This is a genomic window from Endozoicomonas sp. SESOKO1, from assembly GCF_024606265.1.
In the GTDB taxonomy this organism is placed as follows: Bacteria; Pseudomonadota; Gammaproteobacteria; order Pseudomonadales; family Endozoicomonadaceae; genus Endozoicomonas.
Genome location: NZ_JAHHPP010000331.1, coordinates 1 through 4,900, shown reverse-complemented (window position 1 = coordinate 4,900; position 4,900 = coordinate 1). Strand labels below are relative to the sequence as shown.

The 4,900-nt window shown below is 42.3% G+C and carries 4 protein-coding genes; all 4 read left to right on the top strand.

From position 1 onward, the window contains the following. Nucleotides 1-625, top strand: a 625-nt coding sequence (locus KDK13_RS15130; protein ID WP_257285809.1) for a tellurite resistance TerB C-terminal domain-containing protein, incomplete at its 5' end; no start/stop codon positions are given. Next, complete coding sequence (locus KDK13_RS15125) at nucleotides 622-1,620, top strand: ATP-binding protein (RefSeq protein ID WP_257285808.1); 999 nt, start codon at nucleotides 622-624, stop codon at nucleotides 1,618-1,620. The genes KDK13_RS15130 and KDK13_RS15125, both read left to right, overlap by 4 nt. Continuing rightward, complete coding sequence (locus tag KDK13_RS15120) at nucleotides 1,617-3,821, top strand: DEAD/DEAH box helicase (RefSeq protein WP_257285807.1); 2,205 nt, start codon at nucleotides 1,617-1,619, stop codon at nucleotides 3,819-3,821. The genes KDK13_RS15125 and KDK13_RS15120 overlap by 4 nt, the downstream gene beginning before the upstream one ends. Nucleotides 3,822-4,634: 813 nt before the next feature. After that, on the top strand, nucleotides 4,635-4,900 hold a 266-nt coding region (locus KDK13_RS15115), incomplete at its 3' end, for a hypothetical protein (protein WP_257285806.1).

Sequence of the window (4,900 nt, the reverse complement as noted above, 5' to 3'; positions counted from 1 at the left end):
AGGGGCTTTGATATTACCCGTGCTTGTGTGTCCGGAAAACTATAACCACTTCAAACATTCATTGCACGCCTACTTAATATGGATGCTCAATACTCATTCAAATATCACCGGCTTAAAATCCAAACTGGAAACATTTGATAAAACAGAAAAAGCAGCGGTTAGTCGCATACTTGTCAGTGTAGCGATGGCGGATGGAAAAATAGATCCAGAAGAAATCAAGCAGCTTGAAAAAATCTATATCTTGCTAGGTCTTGATAAAGCCCTTGTTACCGGAGACATTCATGGAATGTCATCGAGTAAAGCTGGTTTAAGACTTTCAGGTTCTCAATCAGAAACAACTACCTTAGGGCCTACTTCATTTCAGTTGAATGAAAGTATCCTGGCAATTTATGAATCAGAAACCAAAGATGTACAAAGCATGTTGGGCACAATATTCTTGGAAGAGGAGCCTACAGGAGAACCCGGAAACTCAACTACGGACAGTACTGCTATAAAGGAAGAAGTCGGAATCGACAAACATCATTATGCTTTGTTTGCAAGCCTGATACTAAAAGATAAATGGACTCGTGAAGAAGTGGAGTCGCTTCTTCAGGTCAAGCAAGAAATCTATATTCCGAACTTATGAGGAATCTGGCAACCCGTAACAAGCCGGATGGAAATGCATTAGCTAGTGTTGTAGAACGGTTTGTAACTCAAGCTCATAAAGAAGCAGATGAAAAGAATACTGATGTTTCAACAGTAATACATCAAAAATTAGCCTCTTTATCAGAACTGGTTGGCGGGTATGATTTTGCTAAAGTCATTGATGCTTACTGGAGCGGCCATGAACAGGATGATGAACAACTAAAATCAAACGCTATTCGTTGGCTACGTGCTGAATACACGACAAAGACCGATGCCCGAAGGGATCTTAATGTCAGAACGATTATTTCAGACAATTCGTTTTATGATGCGTTAAAACTTATGAGCCTGTTTGTACGTCAGGCAGGCTATGAAGGACTACTCGTTAATCTGGATGAGATGGTCAATCTGTATAAATTGAGCAGTACGCAAGCACGAACATCTAACTATGAGCAGATTCTTCGGATTTTAAATGACTGCCTTCAGGGTTCAGCAGAATATCTCGGGTTTCTACTGGGTGGTACCCCGGAGTTTTTACTAGATCCCCGCAGAGGGTTATATAGTTATGAAGCTTTGCAATCCCGTTTAGCTGAAAACAGCTTTGCACAGCGAGCAGGTGTGATTGATTACTCTTCTCCAGCACTTCACCTAGCTAGTTTAACACCTGAAGAACTCTATATTCTCTTGAAGAACTTGCGCCATGTATTTGCCGAAGGCGACACGTCTAAATATCTTGTTCCAGATGATGCCCTTAAATCATTTCTACACCATTGCAGCCATACTATCGGGGATGCCTATTTCCGTACACCGAGAAATACCATCAAAGCATTTTTAGATATGCTGGCAGTGTTGGAGCAAAACCCTTCTATGCAGTGGTCACAGTTAGTTCAATCAATTGTGATTGAAGATGATCGTCCAAGTGATACAGATGAAATTCTGTTGAACGAAGAGACTAGCGAAATTATGAACTCTGACGGATTAGCTGATTTCAAGTTATGATAGAGGAATATCAGCGCCTTGATAAGCGTGTACAGAAATGGTTGTTTAATCAGGGATGGACTGATCTAAGAGAAATACAGAAACAGGCAATCGCACCAATTCTGTCAGGTGATAGAGATGTTCTGATTAGCGCATCAACGGCGGCAGGGAAAACAGAAGCTTTCTTTCTACCAGCATGTAGTGCAATAGCTGAAGAGGAAAACGGCTTTGGAATTCTGTATATAAGTCCCTTAAAAGCACTGATTAACGATCAGTATCGCAGGCTTGAAAGCCTAAGTGAAATGTTGGATATGCAGGTTACGTCGTGGCATGGTGATAGCCTTCAATCCAAAAAGAAGAAAGCCAGAAAAAATCCTTCCGGAATTCTCCTTATTACCCCTGAATCTTTAGAATCCCTCTTTATCAGGGAGCCAGGATGGGTAAAGCAATCCTTCACCTCACTCAAATATATCGCCATTGATGAATTTCATGTGTTCATCGGAACAGAACGAGGTCTGCAATTACTTTCCCTACTTACCCGACTTGAACATATTACTGGTCGAATCTCCAATCCTATTCCACGAGTTGCGCTAAGCGCGACTCTTGGAGAACTTGAAAAAGTTCCTCTTTCTCTCAGGCCGAATAATAGTCTGCCTTGTGAAACCATTACCAGCAGTCAGCACCAAAGCACTATTAAGGTTCAGGTGAAGGGATATCTAGAACCGATAGATATCATGGCAGATGAAACACGCACCTCTGCCGAACAACGGATATGCCAGGAAATCTATAAGCTCTGTAGGGGCGATTCGCATTTGGTTTTTGCGAATAGCCGAAGCCGTACAGAAAGTATTGCTGCGCAGTTAAGCGATATATGCGAACAGCAAGTCGTACCGAATGAATTTTTCCCACACCATGGTTCTCTAGCCAAGGAACTGCGAGAAACTTTAGAAGCTAGATTACAAAAAGAAACCCTACCTACTACCGCCATTTGTACCATGACCCTAGAATTAGGTATCGACATCGGCAAAGTAAGTTCTGTTATTCAGGTTACCACTCCACACTCGGTATCAAGTTTACGCCAGCGCTTAGGTCGATCCGGAAGAAGAAATTCACCTTCTATTTTACGAATGCTCATCACTGAAAATGAATTGAGTGATAAATCTAATATTGTAGATGGTCTTAGATTAGAGTTGGTTCAGTCATTAGCAATGATACGGTTGCTTATCGTAGAAAATTGGTTTGAACCTGCAGATACAGAGCAAATGCACCTCTCGACACTTTTACACCAGATTCTTGCCGTAATGGCCCAATGGGGGAGCGTCAGAGCAGATCAATTGTACTCTTTACTGTGTGAGCAAGGATCATTCAAAGAAATATCTATTCATCACTTCAAGACCCTTTTGTCCCATATGGGAAAAGTTCAATTGATACAACAAATCAATAGCGGTGAACTAGTTTTAGGAAGTGAAGGTGAACGTCTTTCCAATTCCTATACCTTCTATGCGGTCTTTAAAACACCAGAGGAATTCCGCATTGTTGCCGGTAGCAAAACACTCGGAACGCTACCCGTTGATTCACTTATTCTTAAAGATCAGCACATTATATTTGGTGGTCGTAGGTGGAAGGTCACGGATATTGATGATAAAAAGAAAGTAATCTATGTGAATTCTACAAAAGGCGGTAAACCTCCAAAATTTAACGGTAGTGGCATGTCGATTCATGACAGGGTTCGACAAGAGATGTTAAGCATCTATCGAACTGGTGACTATCGTATAGAGGTCGGCAATCAGAAAATTGATTTCGTGGATAATTCCGGAAGGCAGTTATTTCTGGAAGGAGTGCACTTTTTTAAAGAAGCCAACCTTGAATATCAATCCGTCTATCAAAATGGTAAGCACTGTTATATTTTCTCATGGATGGGTGATAAAGTCGTTAATACCCTTGTTGCTTTACTCATTCGAAGCGGTTTTGCATGTAGCGTTTTTGCTGGTGTTATTGAAGTAGAAAATTCTAATTCGGATGACATAACGAATTGCTTAATAGATATAGCAAATGATGTACTACCGGATGAAACCGAACTTTCGAGAACACTTTCTATTCAGCAAAAGCTGATCGAAAAGTATGATGAATATCTGCCTGAAGAGTTACTAACCGTGGGGTACGGGAGAAAAGCTTTTAATTCTTGGGCTACTAAACAGTGGATATTAGGCAGCCTTGTCTGAGCTGTCGATTCAAATATCGTATAGAAAGTTTTAACCTTCACCAGGTTCAATAGTCTGTAACTGTTGCTTCTATTTCCATACATGGGTCCAAAGCCAGGTTACATACACACCGAGTGTTAGCCAAAATTGGTTTCATTTACCGTCGCCAACATCGAGTAAGAGCCTGTCGGCTCGTTCGCTATTGAGGGCAAATGACTATTCTCTTCTTTCCGCTTTCTGCGTTCAGTCCTTCACTAACGACTCCTGTCGAACAAATACTATGACGTCTGCTGACTCCTGTCGAACAAATACTATGACGTCTGCTGACTTCTGTTCAATCACCACACAGGATCACTCCTGCGGCCGCTATCGGTGGTCATCGGGTTTGCTCGAACAGGGTGATGAATCCTGCTTGCCGGGCCTGTTGTAACCAGTGGCTGAGAACTGGATTGACCGATCGCACGTCGAACAGACCTCCCCGGATAAGAACATGGATTTCAGTGCACAACCACCGCATTTACCGTATATCTCAAACCAGAGGGCTTTGTGATCCTTGTCTCACTCGCCCACAAGACTCGGCCTTGTATGCGATTTCTGTTCGTCGGCTCATACCTTTGCAGTCAGACTGCCTCCGCACAACTCCTCGCGGGACTGCACTTGCCTTAAGCTAGTGGTTATCATCGGTTGGCTTATTAGGCGCAAAATCCGATGCTGGTTTACCCACAGGGGACTTTTACCCCATAAGTTCATGCCCATGCCGGGCGTACCAGGAGCATCCAGCGGACGGCGCTAGACGAACCGCCGCTTATGCAGGCGTTAAACGTAAGGAGTAACATGGAAATATCCAGTTCCGCTGTAACAAGCGCTATGAAAGTTGGAGTTCAAATCATAAGTGCACATAAGCATCCTGTTTTAGAAATTTACCATCAAGTTAGAAATCGTTTTGGGCCAGAAGTTGAATATGATGTTCCAGGAAATATTTCTGGTTCAAAAATTGAAATAAAGAAAGCTAGGCAACAAAATATTTTTGTCGAGTTTACGTTAATTAGTGCTTGTCCGAAAACCCATCAGCCATTGAAAACAGCAGTCTGTGGCCTTAC

Bases quoted from the DNA above. Each gene is read 5' to 3' on its own strand.
- KDK13_RS15125 (WP_257285808.1), top strand. From the start codon at position 622: ATGAGGAATCTGGCAACCCGTAACAAGCCGGATGGAAATGCATTAGCT.
- KDK13_RS15120 (WP_257285807.1), top strand. From the start codon at position 1,617: ATGATAGAGGAATATCAGCGCCTTGATAAGCGTGTACAGAAATGGTTG.